The organism is Rhodoferax lithotrophicus (assembly GCF_019973615.1).
Classification (GTDB): domain Bacteria; phylum Pseudomonadota; class Gammaproteobacteria; order Burkholderiales; family Burkholderiaceae_C; genus Rhodoferax; species Rhodoferax lithotrophicus.
The window spans coordinates 982,346-998,254 of the sequence record NZ_AP024238.1; the positions used below are offsets into that span (position 1 = coordinate 982,346).

14 protein-coding genes are annotated in these 15,909 nt (G+C 56.9%); 8 read left to right on the top strand and 6 right to left on the bottom strand.

Annotation, left to right across the window (positions count from 1 at the left end; translation table 11 throughout):
- Positions 1 to 57: 57 nt before the first annotated feature.
- Positions 58 to 1,551, bottom strand: coding sequence for a M48 family metalloprotease (locus tag LDN84_RS04595; RefSeq protein WP_223909140.1), 1,494 nt, complete (start codon positions 1,549 to 1,551; stop codon positions 58 to 60).
- A gap of 100 nt (positions 1,552 to 1,651) precedes the next feature.
- On the opposite strand from LDN84_RS04595, the gene dbpA reads away from it, so the two are divergent.
- The 3 genes from dbpA (at position 1,652) to LDN84_RS04610 (ending at position 3,685) form a co-directional block, all read left to right on the top strand.
- Positions 1,652 to 3,040, top strand: coding sequence for an ATP-dependent RNA helicase DbpA (gene dbpA, locus LDN84_RS04600; RefSeq protein WP_223909147.1), 1,389 nt, complete (start codon positions 1,652 to 1,654; stop codon positions 3,038 to 3,040).
- A gap of 145 nt (positions 3,041 to 3,185) precedes the next feature.
- Positions 3,186 to 3,422 carry a hypothetical protein gene (locus LDN84_RS04605; protein WP_223909150.1) on the top strand — a complete coding sequence of 79 codons (237 nt, stop codon included), beginning with the start codon at positions 3,186 to 3,188 and terminating at the stop codon, positions 3,420 to 3,422.
- Between the two features lie 95 nt (positions 3,423 to 3,517).
- On the top strand, positions 3,518 to 3,685 hold the full coding sequence (locus tag LDN84_RS04610; protein ID WP_223909156.1) for a hypothetical protein: 168 nt from the start codon (positions 3,518 to 3,520) through the stop codon (positions 3,683 to 3,685).
- 83 nt (positions 3,686 to 3,768) lie between these two features.
- On the opposite strand, the gene LDN84_RS04615 is transcribed toward LDN84_RS04610, so the two are convergent.
- The 4 genes from LDN84_RS04615 to icmF all read right to left on the bottom strand — a co-directional run bounded on the left by LDN84_RS04615 (position 3,769) and on the right by icmF (position 10,530).
- Positions 3,769 to 5,748 (bottom strand): diguanylate cyclase, encoded by a 1,980-nt coding sequence (locus tag LDN84_RS04615; RefSeq protein WP_223909157.1) that lies wholly within the window; start codon positions 5,746 to 5,748, stop codon positions 3,769 to 3,771.
- A 211-nt stretch (positions 5,749 to 5,959) separates the two neighbouring features.
- The gene (locus tag LDN84_RS04620) at positions 5,960 to 6,550 is read right to left on the bottom strand and encodes a malonic semialdehyde reductase (RefSeq protein WP_223909159.1); all 591 of its coding nucleotides are present in this window, start codon (positions 6,548 to 6,550) and stop codon (positions 5,960 to 5,962) included.
- A gap of 84 nt (positions 6,551 to 6,634) precedes the next feature.
- The gene (locus LDN84_RS04625) at positions 6,635 to 6,817 is read right to left on the bottom strand and encodes a hypothetical protein (RefSeq protein ID WP_223909161.1); all 183 of its coding nucleotides are present in this window, start codon (positions 6,815 to 6,817) and stop codon (positions 6,635 to 6,637) included.
- Between the two features lie 371 nt (positions 6,818 to 7,188).
- Positions 7,189 to 10,530 (bottom strand): fused isobutyryl-CoA mutase/GTPase IcmF, encoded by a 3,342-nt coding sequence (gene icmF / locus LDN84_RS04630; RefSeq protein ID WP_223909162.1) that lies wholly within the window; start codon positions 10,528 to 10,530, stop codon positions 7,189 to 7,191.
- A 191-nt stretch (positions 10,531 to 10,721) separates the two neighbouring features.
- Here icmF and LDN84_RS23155 point away from each other — a divergent pair, with 191 nt between their 5' ends.
- Both LDN84_RS23155 and LDN84_RS04645 read left to right on the top strand, forming a co-directional pair.
- On the top strand, positions 10,722 to 11,834 hold the full coding sequence (locus LDN84_RS23155; protein WP_435405915.1) for an MBL fold metallo-hydrolase: 1,113 nt from the start codon (positions 10,722 to 10,724) through the stop codon (positions 11,832 to 11,834).
- Positions 11,835 to 11,918: 84 nt separating this feature from the next.
- Entirely contained in the window at positions 11,919 to 12,692 is a 774-nt protein-coding gene (locus tag LDN84_RS04645) for a type III pantothenate kinase (RefSeq protein WP_223909163.1), read from the top strand.
- A gap of 6 nt (positions 12,693 to 12,698) precedes the next feature.
- Here LDN84_RS04645 and mpl read toward each other — a convergent pair whose 3' ends face one another.
- Positions 12,699 to 14,114, bottom strand: coding sequence for a UDP-N-acetylmuramate:L-alanyl-gamma-D-glutamyl-meso-diaminopimelate ligase (mpl, locus tag LDN84_RS04650; RefSeq protein ID WP_223909165.1), 1,416 nt, complete (start codon positions 14,112 to 14,114; stop codon positions 12,699 to 12,701).
- Positions 14,115 to 14,204: 90 nt separating this feature from the next.
- On the opposite strand from mpl, the gene LDN84_RS04655 reads away from it, so the two are divergent.
- The 3 genes from LDN84_RS04655 (at position 14,205) to accB (ending at position 15,906) form a co-directional block, all read left to right on the top strand.
- Positions 14,205 to 14,798: a hypothetical protein gene (locus LDN84_RS04655; protein WP_223909167.1), complete on the top strand. Its 594-nt coding sequence runs from the start codon at positions 14,205 to 14,207 to the stop codon at positions 14,796 to 14,798.
- Positions 14,795 to 15,337: a TlpA disulfide reductase family protein gene (locus LDN84_RS04660; protein ID WP_223909169.1), complete on the top strand. Its 543-nt coding sequence runs from the start codon at positions 14,795 to 14,797 to the stop codon at positions 15,335 to 15,337. Before LDN84_RS04655 ends, LDN84_RS04660 begins: the two co-directional genes overlap by 4 nt.
- Positions 15,338 to 15,456: 119 nt before the next feature.
- Positions 15,457 to 15,906 carry an acetyl-CoA carboxylase biotin carboxyl carrier protein gene (accB, locus tag LDN84_RS04665; RefSeq protein WP_223909171.1) on the top strand — a complete coding sequence of 150 codons (450 nt, stop codon included), beginning with the start codon at positions 15,457 to 15,459 and terminating at the stop codon, positions 15,904 to 15,906.
- The last annotated feature ends 3 nt before the right edge of the window (positions 15,907 to 15,909 follow it).

A 15,909-nucleotide genomic window follows, 5' to 3' on the forward strand; every position in this document is an offset into this window, starting at 1 on the left:
AGCCTCTAGCGCTTATCAATCAAGCGTGAAAAGCTATAAATTAAATAGCGGTCTTAATTACTCCACCACTTTCACCGGCTGCCCGATGCGGGGCTCACCACCACCGTAGTAGCCGTTGATCAGGCGCAGCTGTGCCTCCGCCTGGGGCAGGGGTGAGTGCTGGGCCAGTTGCGCAAACCCCCCGGCGGGGTAACTGCTGATTTGCAGCGTCCAGGGTTTGGCCGCGCTACGGTCTTGCGCGCTCATGGCGCGAAAGCTGTTTTGCGCCTGTGCCATGGCCGCCCTGGCTTGCTGCAGTGCAGCGGCATTTTTGGCAGCAGGTGTGAACACATACACCGTTTGCCGCGGCCCGGTGACCAAGGTGGCTTCGATGGCTTGTTGACCCTGACCGCTGGCGCGGCTGCCGACAAAGCGGGTGGCGTTTAAACCATTGATGCTCAGGCGCTCGGTACGGCCCTGGCTGGGTTTGAGCAGGTTGCGGATCACCTCGTCATGGGTGCTGCCCGCTTTGGGTGGGGCCACTTGCACCATCAGCGCCGCATCCCCGGCGGCATTCACCAGGGCCAGTTGGCTCGGTTCATTTTGAATGTGCCAGCCGGCTGGCGCGGTGAGGGCAATGCCCAGGTCGCTGTGGTAAAAATTTTGGCCCCGCGTCAAGCCCTGGTCTGCGCTTTCACCAAATGCCAAGCCTTGGGTGATGTGCTGGTAACGGGCGCGGCCTTCGTCGCTGGTGTAGTGGCCGTTGTACTGGGCCGCCAGTTGGGTAATTTGTTGCAGCCGCTGGTCATTGCTGGGGTGGGAGGCCAGCCAACTGTTGCCGCTGGGGGCGGCACGGCCCGCCGCACGGGCCTGATCCTGGGCAAAACGCTCCTGGGCTTTCAGCGCCCCGATCACGTTGATCATGTTGCGCGGGTCAAACGCGCTGCGGGCCAGGTATTCGGCCCCCAGACTGTCGGCCTGCAATTCCTGATCGCGCCCGTAAGAGGCCACATAACCCGCCGCAGCGGTTTGCGACAAGTCACTGGCTAGCCGCCCGGCCCCGCTGATACCCTGGCTTTCCAGCACCGCCCCCAGCACGCTGGCAGCCAGCACACCCAGGCCGGCATCCTGCTGGCGAGTGGCGCGCTGGGCACCATGGCGTGCCGTCACGTGGCCAATTTCATGGCCTATGACACCCGCCAACTCGGCCTCGGTTTGCAGGTAAGCCATGATGCCGCGTGTGACATACACATATCCGCCGGGCAGGGCAAAGGCGTTGATCTCGGGGCTATCGAGCACGGTAAAGTGCCATTGCAGCTGGTTGCGGTGTGACAGCTTGGCCAGCCGCTGGCCCAGGTTGTTGACATAGGTTTGCACCCGTGCGTCACGCACCACGCCGTATTCCTGCAGCACCTGCTGGTGCGCCTGGGCACCTTGAGTCACCTCGTCCTGCTCACTCATGACCGAGCGTTCGGCCTGGCCGCTGACCGGATTGATCACCGCGCTGCCACAGCCCGTGAGCAGGGTGGCGGCCAGCAGCCAGGGACTGAGGCGATGCAAGAGGTGTGTCATGGGGATTCCAGAAGCAGTTTGAATCCGGCTATTTTTGCCCAATTGCGGCAGATGGGCTTAGGCTTGGTGTTGAAAAGCCTGGGGAATCGATAATTGGTGCATGACACATACCGACAACATCGCTTTCAGCACCCTGCCTCTCCACCCCGCCACGCTGGACAATTTGCAGCAATTGGGTTACCTCAGCATGACCCCGATTCAGGCCGCCAGCTTGCCAACCGCCCTGGCGGGCAAAGACCTGATTGCCCAGGCCCAGACCGGCAGTGGCAAAACCGCCGCCTTTGGTCTGGCCTTGCTGGAGCGGCTGAACCCGCGCCGTTTTGCGGTGCAAGCCCTGGTGTTATGCCCAACACGGGAGCTGGCGGATCAGGTCACGGTGGAAATCCGCCGCCTGGCGCGTGCGCTGGACAACATCAAGGTGGTCACGCTGTGCGGCGGCGTGGCCTTGCGCGGCCAGCGGGCCTCACTGGAAAACGGTGCACACATCATTGTCGGCACACCGGGACGGGTGATGGATCACCTGGCCCGCGGCTACCTGAGCCTGGAAGCCCTCAACACCCTGGTGCTGGATGAAGCCGACCGCATGTTGGACATGGGCTTTTTTGACGACATTGCCACCGTCACCAAACAATGCCCGCCAGAGCGCCAGACGCTGCTGTTTTCAGCCACTTACCCGGAAGGCATTGAAAAGCTGGCGCGGCAATTCATGCGCACGCCAGAGCAAATCACGGTACAGGCCTCCAAAACCCAGAGCCTGATCGAGCAACGTTTTTATGAGGTGACCCGCCCGACCCGCTTCGAGGTGGTGGCCAAGCTTTTGAACCACTTTCGCCCAGAGAGTACGCTGGCTTTTTGCAACACCAAACAACAGTGCAAGGATTTGGTGACTTATCTGCAACAACAAGGCTTCAGCGCACAGGCGCTGTATGGCGAGCTGGAGCAGCGCGAGCGCGACCAGGTGCTGGCGCAGTTTGCCAACCGCAGTACCTCGGTGCTGGTGGCCACCGACGTGGCTTCCCGCGGCATTGACATCAAGGAGCTGAGTGCGGTGATCAATGTTGACATCACCCCCGACCCCGAGGTGCATGTGCACCGCGTGGGCCGTACCGGGCGGGCCGGTGAATCCGGCCTGGCCCTGAGCCTGGCTGCCATGTATGAAATGGGTGCGGTGGGCAAGATCGAGCAGTACCAAAAGCACGATTCGGTCTGGCACAAGGTGGAGGAACTCACCCCCACCGGCCAGGGCCCTTTGCTGCCACCGATGGTGACGCTGCAGATTCTGGGTGGCCGCAAGGAAAAAATCCGCCCCGGTGACGTGCTGGGAGCCTTGACCGCCGATGCGGGCTACAGCCGCGAGCAAATTGGCAAGATCAATGTGACCGAGTTCACCACCTTTGTGGCGGTCAACCGCGACATTGCGCAGCAAGCCATGCAAAAGCTCAATGCCGGCAAGGTCAAGGGCAAAAGTGTGCGGTGTCGGGTGTTGTGATGCGGTGTCGGGATGACAGCGTGTCAGGTAATTTCTGACACAAGATCGGGGCTTGCGCCGACTTTAGCTTTTGATGCGGCACGGATACAGTTCATTTCAACGCTTTGCATGTTGCAAATCGTGTTTGAAACAGCAGGAGTCCACCATGTCCACCACCCTTGAAACCCTGAATCCCTTCAGCCTGATCATGGAGCCCGAGCGTGTGTTGCAAACCATGGAACGTTCGCAACAGTTGCGCGGCTTGCGTCGCCACAAACTGCGTCCGCTGGACAAGCCGCTGATTCCCTACACCTCGGAAGCCCTGGCCAGCCGTGCGGCGTTTGATGCGATGGTGGATGCGCAGGAGATGGATGAGGGTGTGGATGGATTTTTGCTGAACTGACAGACGTGATTTGTGGCATCTATGTCTTGATCGGCATGGAGTCATGAAAGTGCTGAGATAATCACGCGTTTTATCATCCCCATTGGAGTCCACTCATGGCCAAAGAATTCCGCACCGAAGCTGACCGCAAAGCTACCCCTCGTCCCGTCGCCCCCAAAGGCGTGTGTTACACCGCTGGCCACGGCCAGCTGCGTAGCCTGGAGCGTGGCGTAGCTACCAACAACAAGAAAAACCCCGGCAAACGCTGTAAAAAAGGCGGTTGATCACCGGTCGGGACGCATCAGCCCGATACCCACTTGATGCACCCCCCAACGGCCCTTTTCGGGCCGTTTTGTATGGGGCTCCCTCAGGTTGGGGTGGTTGGTGGTTCACCGTCACACGGCACATACAGGCAGACCCGGTTGCGCCCTTCGGCCTTGGCCCGGTAAAGCGCCTGGTCGGCCTGGCTCAGCAGGGTGTCGATGTTGGCATCCTTGTCGGCCAATGTGGTCACGCCGAACGAGACGGTCAAATGCAGTGGCAACCCACCTTGTAACGGTATCCGAATGGCGGCCAGTGACGCACGCAGACGCTCGGCGGCTTGTTGGGCCGGTTCACACGTGGTTTGTGGCAACAAAACGGCAAATTCTTCCCCCCCCATGCGCCCAATAAGGTCGATGTCGCGCAGCGATGCCAGGCAGACTTGTGCCAATTTTTGCAGCACGATGTCGCCCACCTTGTGGCCGTAGGTGTCATTCACCCGTTTGAAGTGATCCACATCTAGCATCAGGATGGACAGGTCACCCCCATAGCGGCGGGTGCGTTCGAGTTCCTTTTCAGCCTGTTCAAGAAAATAGCGCCGGTTGGCCAGGCCTGTCAGGTAGTCTGAATAGGCACGGCGTTCCAGTTCATCGTGTGCCTGCCGGTTTTCAATGGCAACGGCGGCCAGGTTGGACGCAAAGGCAATCCGTTCAAGGTCGACTTGTTGTGGACTTGTCGGCTCGCCATGGTAGATGGCAAAGGTTCCCAGGACTTTGCCGTGTGACGAAAGAATCGGCTCTGACCAGCAGGCTCGCAACCCGGCCTGTTGCGCCAGTGGAAGGTAGGGTTGCCAGTAGTCATGCGTGGTGATGTCTTCGACGATTACGCGCTGGCCCAGAAACGCCGCCGTGCCGCAAGAGCCTACCCCCAGGCCAATTTGAATGCCGTGAATCGCCTCGTTGTAAAAAGCGGGCAGGCTGGGGGCGGCACCGGTCAGCAGGTGTTGCCCATCGGCAGAAAGCAGCAAAACGCTGCAGCGTGCGGTTTTATCTTCTGCTTCGATTTGCCGCACGATGCCGTTGAGGATGTCATTCAACGGGCTTGCGCGGGCCACCATTTCCAGCATGGCATCGTGCGCCCGTTCGCGCTGCTCACTCATCCAGCGCTCGGTGATGTCGGTGAAACTCACCAGCCGACGCGGGCCCACCCACACCGGACGTACGACGATACGGCGCACATCACCGTTTTTGCAGGTGATGTCAGCCTCCAGCTCAGGCGGCTGGGTGCCAGTCTGACGTGCCAGCGCCACCGCCTGAATCCAGGCGTGCAAGGCAGTGGCCCGGTAGTGTTCATCTGGGTGTGCTTGCTGATGCCAGGTCTCCAGATTCGGCAAGTCGTCAAGGGTATAGCCAAATAGCTGTGTGAACTGGTGGTTGATGTACTCGATCCGGCTTTCACCATCAGACCAGCTGATGGCGACGGGCGAGGACTCCAGAATATCTTCCAGCTGGATGCGCCGCTCGGCTTGTTCACCCAGGTCACGTTCCAGCACTGTTTGCCGCAGCCGCGCCAGGCCGCTGGTGGCCAGCATGTGCGCCATTTCGACCATCACGGCCATCAGCGCCTCCAGACGTGCCTTGTCCACGACCGGAATAGCGGCAATGGCGGCCAGGTACGCCGCCTCATCCCAGCCAAACTGGGTCGCCTGCGCGCGGAAAAAGGCCGTGTCTGGCGGTGTGTGCAGCACCTGCCCCAAAAACAGGGTGGCCATTTGCCGGCCTTCGATCACCACTGGCGTGGCGTAATCCATCAAGCCGTTGTGGCACAGTCCACCAGCCACACTGCCGTCACGCAGGTCATGCATGATGGCCAGATTGCTTGCGCGGCAGCGTACTGCCGCCTGTGGGTGGGTACGATGAAACTGGGTACAGGCATTGGTGCCTGCTGCCATGGACAACAGACTGCCGTCCACATCAACGATCCCGTTGGGAATACCTGTTGCCTGAAAAAAGCTCTCCAGCACGCGTGTGAACGACGGCAGATCTACCAAGTCGCTGAAGCGGTAATAGGAGATGTCGGGTGGCATGACGGTAGCGGCAGAATGTGATCAAGTATCGCATTCAGACCACATTTCGCCAACTGTCCATGTGGTGTTTATTTGTCAAAATGCTATAAAATAAATAGCTTTTAGCGCTTTATTTATAAGCACTACAGGCTAATTTAACAATAAATACCGAAATCACGGCTTGGCCATGATTCCATGTACTTGCTGCGGTAAGCCGCGTCAGTGAATGGCTTTAGGCGATGCTGGCGACGGCTTCAAACGGCAGGCGGGGGCCACGTGGGTAGTTGCCTGCAGCGTCGCCGTAGCCCAGGTTGATGAGCAGGTTGGTCTTGTAGCGGCCATCGGGGAAAAAGGCAGCATTCACCTTGGCGGCATCGAACCCACTCATGGGGCCGCAGTCCAGACCCAGTTGGCGTGCCGCCACGATCAGGTAGGCCGCCTGTAACGAGCTGTTGCGAAACGCCGTGCTCTCCGCCAGAGCGGCATTCCCCTCGAACATGGGCCGGGCATTCATGGCGGGGAATTGCTCTGGCAGGTGTTCAAAAAAGCGGCTGTCCATGGCCACGATGGCGCACACCGGTGCGGCCATGGTTTTGTCGGCATTGCCGGGCATGAGTGCGGGCAGCAACCGGGCCTTGGCCTCGGCGCTGCGCACAAAGACGATGCGTGCAGGCTGCGAGTTCATCGACGTGGGGCCCCACTTGGCCAGCTCGTAGAGCGCGTGCAGGGTTTCGTCGGTGACGGCGCGGTTGGTGAACTTGTTGAAGGTGCGCGCTTGGGTGAAGGTTTGTTCCTGTGCGGTGTGGTTCAGGGGGGTGGACATGGTGAGGATTCCTGTATGTCGTTAAAAAATGAAAACCTGAGGCGAGTGTGGCACTTTGGAGGCCGCACGCTCACCGTCAGTGGTTTACCACTTCATCTCGCCAGTGTTGACCTGTGCTCCGATGTGCAGCGACATGGCATCGTCGGTCAGCTGGGGGTAGGACTGCTGCATGGCACCGATCAACCCGGCGCTGGTGGTGTTGGCAGCCAGGTTTTTCTCAAAGGTCTGCAAATAGTCTTTGGTGAAGCTGATGGCGCTGGCATCCACGGCGTTGGGCCAGCGGGCCTGGGGTGCGTGGCACCACTGGTTTGCGTGGTGCGTTGATGCCCATTTGGGGCCCCAGAATGCGAGTTTTCCCGCCAGCTTGCGGGAAAACCTCTTTCAGGGTTTCCACGCCGAAGCAGTAATCCGGCTTGGCCTGGCCGACGTAGATGGTGGTATCACCATGGCCTCCTTTTCGCCATAGACCAGGGTGGAGTTGACATTGACACTGGTGGCACCCGCGTTGTAGACCTTGATGGTCAAAGGCTGGGCGGTTTACGGATGTGTTGTGATGAATTGCTATGTTTATAATAGCTTCTAACGCATGATTTACCTGCGTTAGAAGCTTGTTTGACCGCAAACTATAAAACGCAGTCTTACATATTGCGCCGGTACTGCCCGCCCACCTCAAACAATGCGTTGGTGATCTGACCCAGGGAGCAGACCCGCACCGCGTCCATCAGCACCTCAAACACATTCTGGTTGTCAATCACCGCTTGTTGCAGGCGCTTGAGCTGCGCCGGGGCTTCGTTTCCATGGCGGGTGTGAAAGTCTTGCAGGCGCTTGAGCTGGCTTTGTTTTTCTTCGTCGGTACTGCGTGCCAGTTCCAGCTTGTCCATGACCTGATCGCCATGTGGATTGCGGAAAGTGTTGACCCCGATGATGGGCAACTCGCCAGTGTGCTTGAGCATCTCGTAATGCATGGATTCGTCCTGAATCTTGCCGCGCTGGTAACCGGTTTCCATCGCGCCGAGCACACCGCCGCGTTCGGTGATGCGTTCAAACTCCAGCAACACGGCTTCTTCCACCAGTTCAGTCAGCTCTTCGATGATGAATGCGCCTTGGCTCGGGTTTTCGTTCTTGGCCAGGCCCCACTCGCGGTTGATGATGAGCTGGATCGCCATGGCGCGGCGTACAGAATCTTCGGTCGGTGTGGTGATGGCCTCGTCAAAGGCATTGGTATGCAGGCTATTGCAGTTGTCGTAGATGGCAATCAGCGCCTGCAGCGTGGTGCGGATGTCGTTGAACTGGATCTCCTGCGCGTGTAAGCTGCGGCCACTGGTCTGGATGTGGTACTTGAGCTTCTGGCTGCGCTCGTTGGCACCGTATTTTTCTTTCATCGCCACCGCCCAGATGCGCCGCGCCACGCGGCCCATGACGGTGTATTCGGGGTCCATGCCGTTGCTGAAGAAGAAGCTCAGGTTAGGCGCAAAGTCGTCAATGTGCATGCCGCGTGCCAGGTAGGCTTCGACAAAGGTGAAACCGTTGCTCAGCGTGAAGGCCAGCTGGCTGATCGGGTTGGCACCGGCTTCGGCAATGTGGTAGCCGCTGATACTCACGCTGTAGAAGTTGCGCACGTTGTGGTGCACAAAGTAGCTGGCGATGTCGCCCATCACCTTCAAGGAAAACTCGGTGGAAAAAAGGCAGGTGTTCTGGCCCTGGTCTTCTTTCAGAATGTCGGCTTGTACCGTGCCACGCACATTGGAAAGCACCCATTCACGGATTTTTTGCGCTTCGGTGTCGGTCGGTTCGCGACCATTGTCGGCCTTGAATTTCTCCAGGTTCTGGTCAATGGCGGCGTTCATGAACATGGCCAGGATGCTGGGGGCCGGGCCGTTGATGGTCATGCTGACGCTGGTGGTGGGGCTGCACAAATCAAAGCCGTCGTAGAGCACTTTCAGGTCGTCGATGGTGGCAATCGAAACGCCCGAGTTGCCCACCTTGCCGTAGATGTCGGGGCGCGGGTCGGGGTCGTTGCCATAGAGGGTGACCGAGTCAAACGCAGTGCTTAGCCGCTTGGCGGGCATGCCGGAGCTGAGCAGCTTGAAGCGCTTGTTGGTTCTGAACGGGTCACCTTCACCGGCGAACATGCGGGTGGGGTCTTCGTTTTCACGCTTGAAGGCAAAGGTGCCCGCGGTGTAGGGGTAGCTGCCAGGCACGTTGTCGAGCATCAGCCACTTCAGGATTTCGCCGTGGTCTTCGTATTGCGGCAGGCAGACCTTGCGGATGGTGGTGCCGCTCAGGGTTTTGGTGGTGAGCTGGGTGCAAATTTCCTTGTCGCGGATTTTGACGACGTACATGTCACCTGCGTAGGCTTGCTGCATGGCGGGCCACTGGGCCAGCAGCTTGGCCGCTGCCGGGTCTTGCCGCTCACTGCGCACCTGGGCCAGTGCCTGCACGGTGCCATAAGCGCCAGGTTTGGCGCTGCCGTCTTTGTTGGGGTCGGCGGCCAGCAGCATGTCGGCCGTGGCGTTGAGTTGCTGGATTTCACGTGCCAATTTGGCCTGACCGCGAGCGCGTTTTTTGTAGCCACGCACCGTCTCGGCAATTTCTGCCAGGTAACGGATGCGTGCTGCGGGCAGCACCGGAGTCTGGTTGGTGCTGTGCCGTACCGTCACTTTGGGCAGGGCTCCATCGGTGACTTTCAGTCCCAATTCGGCCAGTCGCACTTTCAGGGCCTGGTACAGGGCAGTCACTCCATCGTCGTTGAAGCGTGCGGCCATGGTGCCAAACACCGGCATCTGTTCCGCAGGGACACCCCAGGCTTCCTTGTTGCGCTGCACTTGTTTGGCGACATCACGCAGGGCATCGGATGCGCCCTTGCGGTCGAATTTGTTGATGGCCACAAACTCGGCAAAGTCGAGCATGTCGATTTTTTCCAGCTGGCTGGCTGCGCCGAATTCGGGTGTCATGACGTACATGGGCACGTCCACCAGCGGCACGATGGCGGCATCACCTTGGCCAATGCCGGAGGTTTCCACAATGATCAGGTCAAAGCCGGTGACCTTGCAAGCGGCAATCACGTCGGGCAGGGCGGCGCTGATCTCGCTGCCGAAGTCGCGCGTGGCCAATGAACGCATGAACACCCGTGGGCCTTGGCTCCATGGCCCGATGGCATTCATACGGATGCGGTCGCCCAACAATGCGCCACCACTTTTGCGTCGAGAGGGGTCAATGCTGATGACGGCTACATGCAAGTTGTCACCTTGATCAAGGCGTAAACGGCGGATCAGCTCGTCGGTGAGTGATGATTTGCCTGCACCGCCAGTGCCGGTGATACCCAGAACTGGTATGTTTTTTGTAGCTGCTTGTGCATGTATATCAAGGGCGAGGGCCTTAAAAGGCGCTGATAGTTCACCTTTCCCCTCGCCCGCAGCTTTTTCGTTCTCCAGTGCGGTGATGAGTTGTGCCAGCGCACGCCAGCTCATTTCGGTGTGCCCTTGGATGGCCTGGATGGTGGTGGGGGCGTAGCCGGTGATGTCTTGGTCACAACGCATCACCATTTCGCCAATCATGCCGGCCAGGCCCATACGTTGGCCGTCTTCGGGGCTGTAGATGCGTGTCACGCCATAGTCCATCAGTTCCTTGATTTCGCTGGGAACAATCACGCCGCCGCCGCCGCCAAACACCTGAATGTGAGCGCCGCCACGGCTTTTGAGCAGGTCGACCATGTACTTGAAATACTCTACGTGTCCGCCCTGGTAAGAGCTGATGGCAATACCCTGGGCATCCTCCTGCAATGCTGCGGTGACCACCTCATCGACGCTGCGGTTATGGCCCAAATGGATCACCTCCGCCCCCATGCTTTGCAAAATCCGGCGCATGATGTTGATGGCGGCATCATGACCATCAAACAGGCTGGCGGCGGTGACAAAACGCACCTTGTGGGTGGGGCGGTAGTTGGCCAAGGCTTTGAAATCAGCGGATAAATCAGTCATATGGAGTGTCTCCAGTGGTGGGTATTGTTTTGGCTAAATCAGCAATCAGATCAGTTTGTGCTGACTTGACGTTGACGTAAACGTCAATCTTAGTGGATTTTAAAAAGATCGTGCGCAATGCCATTGGCATTGGCATGAACCCGGCTCTGTGTCATGATTCATCATCGATCACTTCTATATCTGCCCTATTTATGAAACCGATTCAGCTTTTTGACACGGCCTCCAGCACCTATACCTATGTGCTGATGGATACCAACACGCGTGATGCCATCATCATTGATCCTGTGGATACCCAGCTTGAGCGTGACCTGCAAGTTCTTCGGGAATATGGTTTGAAGCTGGTCTGGGCGTTGGAGACCCATGCACACGCCGATCACATCACCAGCGCCGGGCAACTTGCTGAATTGGCGGGTGCCAAAACCACAGCACCCGCAGGTTGCGGTATCACGACCGCGTCTGTGCAACTCAAGGATGGGGATACGCTGATCTTTGGGGCAGAGGAAATCCGTGCACTACACACGCCCGGTCACACGGCTGGCAGCATGTGTTTTGTGTGGCGTGATCATGTGTTCACAGGAGATACGTTGTTGATCAATGGCTGCGGGCGGACCGACTTTCAATCGGGTAGTGCACACGCCATGTACCACAGCCTGACCCAAGTCTTGTTCACACTACCTGATGCCACCACGGTCTGGCCGGGACATGATTACCAGGGCAAAACAAGCTCCACCATTGGCACGGAGAAAGCCAGTAACGCCCGTGTGGCAGGCAAGACAGAAGATGAATTTGTGGCGATCATGGCCGCGCTCCATTTGCCACCGCCCAAGCGGATTTCAGAAGCTGTACCTGCCAACAAGCACAGTGGTTTACGCCATGATGCCCATGTTGTTCAGGGTATGCAGATGCTTCCTGCAAAAGCCTATGCCGGTGACATTCATCCCAAGTTGGCTTGGGATTGGGTGCAAAGTGGTGAGGCCGTGTTGGTGGATGTACGCACCGATGCTGAACGTGCCTGGGTGGGTTTTGTTCCAGATGCAGTGGCGGTGGCATGGAAGCAGTGGCCAGGCATGGCCAGCAACCCTGATTTTGATGCTGAACTTCTGGCTGCAGTCCCGCCAGATCACAAAGTGGTGCTGTTGTGTCGAAGTGGTGTACGTTCAGTCGCTGCGGCTATTCGCGCCACCGAACTGGGTTTGCAAGCCTATAACATTCTGGAAGGTTTTGAAGGCGATCCTGATGACTTTGCACATCGTGGGCAGCTTGGGGGATGGCGATTTCATGGATTGCCTTGGCGGCAAGGGTAATCGGCCATCATTGAGCTTGTCCATAGGAAGATGATGGCGTGAATCAGCGCGTGACAAGCGTCAGCATTTACCGATAATGCCGCCATGACTTTTTTGGCCATTGATATCGGTAACACCCGCCTGAAATGGGCGCTTCATACGGCTCCCCACCGGGACGCGCCCTTGTTGGCGCAAGGGGCTGAGTTTCTTGAAAATATTGATCGTCTGGCAGAAGGTGACTGGGCCGGGCTGGCTCCGCCCCAGCGTATGTTGGGTTGTGCCGTAGCAGGTGATGCGGTCAAGCGCCGTGTGGAAGAGCAAATGGAGTTGTGGGACGTTTCTGCCCATTGGGTGGTCGCCAGCAGTGCCGAGGCCGGTTTGACCAACGGCTATGACTATCCCGCGCGATTGGGATCAGACCGTTGGGTTGCCATGATTGGGGCTTGGCATCGTGGTCTGAAACAAGGCGCGCCACGCCCGCTCGTGGTCGTGATGGTAGGAACTGCTGTGACAGTGGATGCCATCGATACGCATGGTAAATTTTTGGGTGGGTTGATCTTGCCTGGCCATGGCATCATGCTGAGAGCACTCGAATCTGGAACAGCTGGATTACATGTGCCGACAGGCAATGTGTGCGAGTTTCCAACCAATACCAGTGATGCCCTGACCAGTGGTGGTACCTATGCCATTGCCGGGGCTGTGGAGCGTATGGTGCAGCATGTGCGACAACATTGTCGAATGGAGCCACGCTGCATCATGACAGGTGGTGCCGGCTGGAAAATGGCACCCAGCATGTCTGTACCCTTTGAATTGGTGGACAACTTGCTGTTTGATGGCTTGCTGGAAATTGCCAGCTATCGGCTGGCAAGGGCAGGCTGATTTTCTTCAGGACACTTGAGGCAGGCGGTTTTTCAAGGCTTGCAGCAGTTTGGCATGCACCTCACCAAAGCCGCCATTACTCATACACACAATATGGTCGCCGCCACGCGCTGCCTGGACGATTTGACCCACCAGTTGTGGAATGTTGTCGGCCACAAAGCTACGTTCACCCATTGGTTTGAGTGTTTCGTTGGCATCCCAGCCTAAACCGCCACTGTGGCAAAAAGCCAAATCCGCATGTTCAAGGCTCCAGGGAAGTTGGGCTTTCATGGTGCCCAGTTTCATGGTGTTTGAGCGTGGCTCAAATGCCGCCAGGATACGTTCGCCCGGTTTCAGCGCACGGCGCAGCCCGTCTACTGTTGTTCGGATGGCAGTGGGGTGGTGCGCAAAGTCGTCATAAACGGTGATGTTCCCGGTTGCTGTTGGCACGGTGCCGCGTATTTCCATACGACGTTTGACATTTTCAAATTGCCCCAATGCCTGAGCAGACAGGCATGGTGCAACGCCCAAGTGCTCGGCTGCGGCAATGGCCGCCAAAGCATTGAGCTGGTTGTGTGTGCCGGTTAATGCCCAGTTTACGTGCCCCACAAGTTGGCCTTGGTGCATGACATCAAAGTCGCTGGCTTCACCTTGGGCGGTGAAGTCGCTCACGGTTGAGCCAAAACTGCGCACTTCGCTCCAGCAGCCCATATGCAGCACACGTGCCAAACTTTCTTCCAATCCATTGACTACGATTCGGCCACTGCCATGTGCGCCTTTGCCGGGGACGGTACGGACAAGATGATGAAACTGCCGCTCAATCGCAGCCAGATCATCAAAGATGTCCGCGTGATCAAATTCCAGGTTGTTCAGTACAGCGGTACGTGGCCGGTAATGCACAAACTTGCTGCGTTTGTCAAAAAATGCGGTGTCATATTCATCGGCCTCAATGACAAAGGGCTTGCCTTGGCCTAATTGAGCTGAAACACCAAAGTTCAGAGGTACTCCCCCCACCAAAAAACCGGGTTGCAAGCCTGCGCTTTGCAAAATCCAGCTGGTCATTGCCGTGGTGGTGGTTTTGCCATGGGTGCCTGCGATCGCTACTACGTGGCGGCCTTGAAGCACGTGCTCTGCCAACCATTGTGGCCCACTGGTGTAAGGTAGACCTGCATCCAAAATGGCTTCCATCAAGGGGAACTTAGGTGTGCCATCTATCAAATGGGCTCGACTAACCACGTTGCCGATCACAAACATATCAGGCTTCAGCGCGAGCTGATCAGCGTCAAAACCCTCAATCAGTTCGATCCCCAAGGCTCTGAGTTGGTCGCTCATAGGGGGGTAAACACCGGCGTCGCAGCCTGTGACTTTGTGGCCAGCTTCGCGAGCCAGGGCGGCAAGTCCCCCCATAAAGGTGCCGCAAATACCAAGTATATGAATGTGCATGGCCTGATTTTAGGCATGCCCATTGTCATGGCAGTGCACTATCTCGAACTCAGGACGCGCCAAGAGGAATCGGGGCAAAATGAGTCACTTATGACGGACACAACATTTGAAATTGCCGCTTCTGCAGCGCGCTGGGTGGTCGAAGAAGGGCTGGAATACGGCCCTGCCAAGCGCCGTGCTGCCAAGCAGTTGGGCTTGAATGGGCGTGTGGCTTTGCCTTCCAATGAGTTGCTGGAGGATGCCGTGCGTGATTACATCAGCGTGTTTTGTAGTGAAACGCAGCCGCTGGAGTTGCTGGCATTACGCCGCTTGGCTTTGCAATGGATGGTGCGACTGGATGAGTTCAGACCCTATGTGGGTGGAGCCGTCTGGTTAGGTACGGCGACAAAAAATTCGGATATTTATCTGCAATTATTTTGTGATGACAGCAAATCAGCGGAAATTGCGTTGATTGATCAGCGTGTGAGTTATGTGCCTCGCACCGTGGCTGGCTTTACTGGGGAGTTGGTGGAAGCTTTGAGCGTGCATGCGTTTTGTACAGAATTGAAACAAGAAATCGGTGTGCATTTGATGGTTTATGACTTTGATGATGTGCGTGGTGCATTAAAGCCTGATGCTAAAGGTCGTACGCCGCGTGGTAATGCGGTGGCGCTAAGGCGGCTATTGGGTGAGGTGGTGGCATGAGTATTCCTGACTTGACACGGCGTAGATGGTTGGCCGCGGCTGCCGGTTTTTGTTTTGCCGGTGTGGGCGCTGGCTTGGCTTGGCGCACGTTTCAACGTCAGTCCATTGAGTTGTCCCAAGCGGAAGACAGGTTTTGGCAACAAAAGTTTTCTCAATTGGATGGTGTTGAGTTGCTTGCTTCAGCATTTAAAGGGAAGCCGTTGATGCTGAATTTTTGGGCTACATGGTGCCCGCCATGTGTGGAAGAGTTGCCTTTATTAAATGCTTTCTTTAATGAAAATAAATCTAAAAGTTGGCAAGTTCTTGGTTTGGCCGTGGATCAAGTGACCCCGGTGAAGCGATTTCTAGGTCAATCTCCACTTGATTTTCCCGTGGCATTGGCTGGTTTTGCTGGCATGGAGGTTAGTAAATCTCTCGGGAATTTAAGTGGTGGATTGCCGTTTACAGTTGTGTTTGACGCATCTGGCTCAGTCTTGCACCGTAAAATGGGCAAACTTAAGGCCGATGAATTGCAAGCTTGGTCAAAGATGAAAATTTGAATTTGAGCGTGATGGTTGTAAAATTAGCCATCGTTAGCTTGTTTTGATGAAAATTGTCGTAATTTACTCAAACTAAGCTTAAATCCTGTTAGCTGTCCCCTATTTTCGTTGGAGATCTCATGGACCTCAGAAAACTCAAAACATTGATCGACTTGGTGTCAGAATCAAACGTCTCCGAGCTCGAAATTACCGAAGCTGAAGGCAAGGTTCGTATTGTCAAAGGTGGTGGCTCAATCATCCAGCACTACACCCAGGCTGCCCCGGTGGCATCTATGCCTGTTCCGGTCGTCGCACCTGAATCGACTGCTCCTGCGGTTGCGACACCGGTACAAACCGGCCACACGGTCAAATCACCTATGGTCGGTACTTTCTATAGATCGGCCTCGCCTGGGGCTAAATCGTTTGTTGAAGTAGGTGATGCCATCAAGGAGGGTGAGACCCTTTGCATCATTGAGGCGATGAAAATTCTCAACGAAATTGAGTCCGACAAAACTGGCACCGTCCGACGTATTCTGGTCGATAACGGTCAGGCTGTTGAATACGGGCAGCCCCTGTTCATCATCGAGTGACCA

Coding starts and splice junctions, on each gene's coding strand:
- LDN84_RS04595 (WP_223909140.1), bottom strand. CDS start 1,551: ATGACACACCTCTTGCATCGCCTCAGTCCCTGGCTGCTGGCCGCCACC.
- dbpA (WP_223909147.1), top strand. CDS start 1,652: ATGACACATACCGACAACATCGCTTTCAGCACCCTGCCTCTCCACCCC.
- LDN84_RS04605 (WP_223909150.1), top strand. CDS start 3,186: ATGTCCACCACCCTTGAAACCCTGAATCCCTTCAGCCTGATCATGGAG.
- LDN84_RS04610 (WP_223909156.1), top strand. CDS start 3,518: ATGGCCAAAGAATTCCGCACCGAAGCTGACCGCAAAGCTACCCCTCGT.
- LDN84_RS04615 (WP_223909157.1), bottom strand. CDS start 5,748: ATGCCACCCGACATCTCCTATTACCGCTTCAGCGACTTGGTAGATCTG.
- LDN84_RS04620 (WP_223909159.1), bottom strand. CDS start 6,550: ATGTCCACCCCCCTGAACCACACCGCACAGGAACAAACCTTCACCCAA.
- icmF (WP_223909162.1), bottom strand. CDS start 10,530: ATGACTGATTTATCCGCTGATTTCAAAGCCTTGGCCAACTACCGCCCC.
- LDN84_RS23155 (WP_435405915.1), top strand. CDS start 10,722: ATGAAACCGATTCAGCTTTTTGACACGGCCTCCAGCACCTATACCTAT.
- LDN84_RS04645 (WP_223909163.1), top strand. CDS start 11,919: ATGACTTTTTTGGCCATTGATATCGGTAACACCCGCCTGAAATGGGCG.
- mpl (WP_223909165.1), bottom strand. CDS start 14,114: ATGCACATTCATATACTTGGTATTTGCGGCACCTTTATGGGGGGACTT.
- LDN84_RS04655 (WP_223909167.1), top strand. CDS start 14,205: ATGACGGACACAACATTTGAAATTGCCGCTTCTGCAGCGCGCTGGGTG.
- LDN84_RS04660 (WP_223909169.1), top strand. CDS start 14,795: ATGAGTATTCCTGACTTGACACGGCGTAGATGGTTGGCCGCGGCTGCC.
- accB (WP_223909171.1), top strand. CDS start 15,457: ATGGACCTCAGAAAACTCAAAACATTGATCGACTTGGTGTCAGAATCA.